Raw genomic sequence first — 2,294 nt, 5'->3', positions numbered from 1 at the left:
AGGGCGCTTACTCGCCGCAAGCGCACGTCTGTCTTGCTCGAGGGTATTTGGTCGACAATCGATTCGTCGAGTACTACGACTCCCGCGCGGGGAAAGGCGCGACGGAATTCCTCGTAGAGGCGATAGAGGCCGCGCTCGGCTAAGCCGGCGTTGGCCTCGGGCGCGGCCAACGCAATGCTGGCTCGAGGCGGCGTCGGTCCTTCGGCCATGTGCCCCGAAATTTCTGTCGGACCACTCCGCGGATATGCATGCAGAAGACCAGCAAGGCTCGATCAGAGATGGCATTTTTGTTCCTGTTTTATTCCGATTTGGAAACAATCGCTGCAAAACCTACCAATTAGTATTGAGACAGTGTATCATTTGCGGCATAAGCCATGGGCGAAGGGCCCACGGCTGGAAATCCAAAAAGGGGGATTCGAAATGTCCAAATACGCTGGAACCCAAACTGAGAAAAACCTGCAGGCCGCGTTCGCGGGCGAGTCGCAGGCGACCAATAAATACACGTATTTCGCGTCGGTTGCGAAGAAGGAAGGCTACGAGCAGATTGCCGAAATCTTCCGCAAGACTTCGGCAAACGAGCAGTACCACGCCAAAATGTGGTTCCGCGAGCTCGAAGGCATCGGCACCACGGCGGAAAACCTTGCCGCTGCAGCCGATGGTGAGAACTTCGAGTGGACTGACATGTACGACGAGTTCGCCAAGACGGCTGAAGAAGAGGGCTTCGTCGAGCTCGCCGAAAAGTTCCGTCAGGTTGGCGCAATCGAGAAGCATCATGAGGAGCGTTACCGCGCGCTGCTGCACAACGTCGAAACCGCCGCTGTGTTTGAGAAGAGCGAGGTCAAGGTATGGGAATGCCGTAATTGCGGCCACATCGTCGTAGGCACGAAGGCTCCGGACGTATGCCCCGTTTGCAACCACCCGCAGGCATACTTCGAGATTTCGGCTGAAAACTTCTAAGTCGAAATCGATCTCGAAAGCAAATATCGAACATCGCAAGAAAGCCGCTCTTGGGCGGCTTTCTTGATGGAATTTGGCTGTCGAGGCGCATTCGCACGGTCCGAAAAGAGGGCTTATGACAAGTTCACTTTAGTGCGTTAGCACAGCTCGCCCGGGGCCCATCTTCCATGAAAGAGGTCTCAGGGCCGACCTCGTCTTGCGCGTCGGAATGTGCGACATAAAGTCTAGTCTTCGGGCCACACGAATTCGGCGGCTCCCGCCTCGCCTCCATCGATAAGAAGGTTTTGCCCGGTCATGAAGCGGTTCGTCACGCCAACGAAATAGACCCACTCGGCGATTTCGTCGGGTTCGGCCCAACGGCGCAGCGGCGTAAGCTGCATGATGCGCTCCCACATGGCGGCGTCGTCCATCACGGGGCGATTGAGCTCGGTAAGCACGCCGCCCGGGTCGACGCTGTTGCAAATTCCCTGCGGCGCCAGGTGGTTTGCAACGTTTTTCGTATACGAAAGAATGCCGCCCTTGCTCGCCGCATACTCGGGAAATTCGGAACCCGTGTGTCCGCTCGCCGAGCCGACATTGACAACCGAACGAATCCACGGCGCGGGCTTCGATTCCCTGGTGAACACCAAAGAGGAGCTGGCTGCCATCTGCCAGGCCATCGAGGCTGCCGGCGCTGACGCGCTGGAACTGCGGCTGGGTACGTTCGCCTTCAACGAGGCTCAGTTCATCAACGACGTGTGCTTCGCCGGCTATGGTTACGACGGCACCATGAGCTACGGTATCGCGTTCGATCCCAAGTCGAACTTTCAGGGCATCTTGGACAGCAGCCACTCGGGTTGCGGCCTCATTATGGGCGCGTGCCGTTACGTGAAACAGTTCGTGAAGATTCCCGTGGGCGGCGTGGTATTCATGGACCCGGCTTCGGCCCCCGACTATTTTGGACAGGCACTCAACGATGACACGCTGGAGCTTATCTACGTGCATCGTGCTGTTTCGAACTGCGATTCCGAATACGCCAACAAACTGCTGGAAAACCGCATCGACGGGATTCGCCCCTGCTGCCGCTGCTTGAATTGCATGGGCGGCCCCTGCCGCGTGAACCCCACTAGCGCGATGGGCTTCATCGAGGCAATGCCCGAAGGCTTCGAAGTGCCTGCCTGCGATGGCAGCAAGAAGGTCATGGTTATCGGCGGCGGCCCTGCTGGCATGGAGGCTGCTCGCGTGTGCGCCGAGTGCGGCTACGATGTGTCGCTGTGCGAGAAAAGCGCGCTGGGCGGCCTGCTCGACTTCGCCGAAATGGTGAAGGGCAAGCACGAAAGCCTGAGCCGCTTGAAGAA

At 58.2% G+C, this 2,294-nt stretch carries 4 protein-coding genes; 3 read left to right on the top strand and 1 reads right to left on the bottom strand.

All coding sequences use genetic code 11. The features are described from left to right. Both ACWI8T_RS09545 and rbr read left to right on the top strand, forming a co-directional pair. Window positions 1–143, top strand: a 143-nt coding sequence (locus tag ACWI8T_RS09545; protein WP_449138776.1) for a TipAS antibiotic-recognition domain-containing protein, incomplete at its 5' end; no start/stop codon positions are given. Window positions 144–420: 277 nt separating this feature from the next. Further along, the gene (gene rbr, locus ACWI8T_RS09540; RefSeq protein ID WP_281668074.1) at window positions 421–957 is read left to right on the top strand and encodes a rubrerythrin; all 537 of its coding nucleotides are present in this window, start codon (window positions 421–423) and stop codon (window positions 955–957) included. A gap of 224 nt (window positions 958–1,181) precedes the next feature. Here rbr and ACWI8T_RS09535 read toward each other — a convergent pair whose 3' ends face one another. Beyond that, window positions 1,182–1,604 (bottom strand): SDR family NAD(P)-dependent oxidoreductase, encoded by a 423-nt coding sequence (locus tag ACWI8T_RS09535; RefSeq protein ID WP_449138775.1) that lies wholly within the window; start codon window positions 1,602–1,604, stop codon window positions 1,182–1,184. Between ACWI8T_RS09535 and ACWI8T_RS09530 the strand changes: the two genes are divergently transcribed. Further along, window positions 1,576–2,294 (top strand): FAD-dependent oxidoreductase (locus ACWI8T_RS09530; RefSeq protein ID WP_449138774.1); only part of this gene is annotated, 719 nt, incomplete at its 3' end. The two genes, ACWI8T_RS09535 and ACWI8T_RS09530, sit on opposite strands and share 29 nt — an antisense overlap.

It is taken from the genome of Slackia sp. (assembly GCF_977041755.1).
This window is presented reverse-complemented; position numbering and strand designations above follow the sequence as displayed.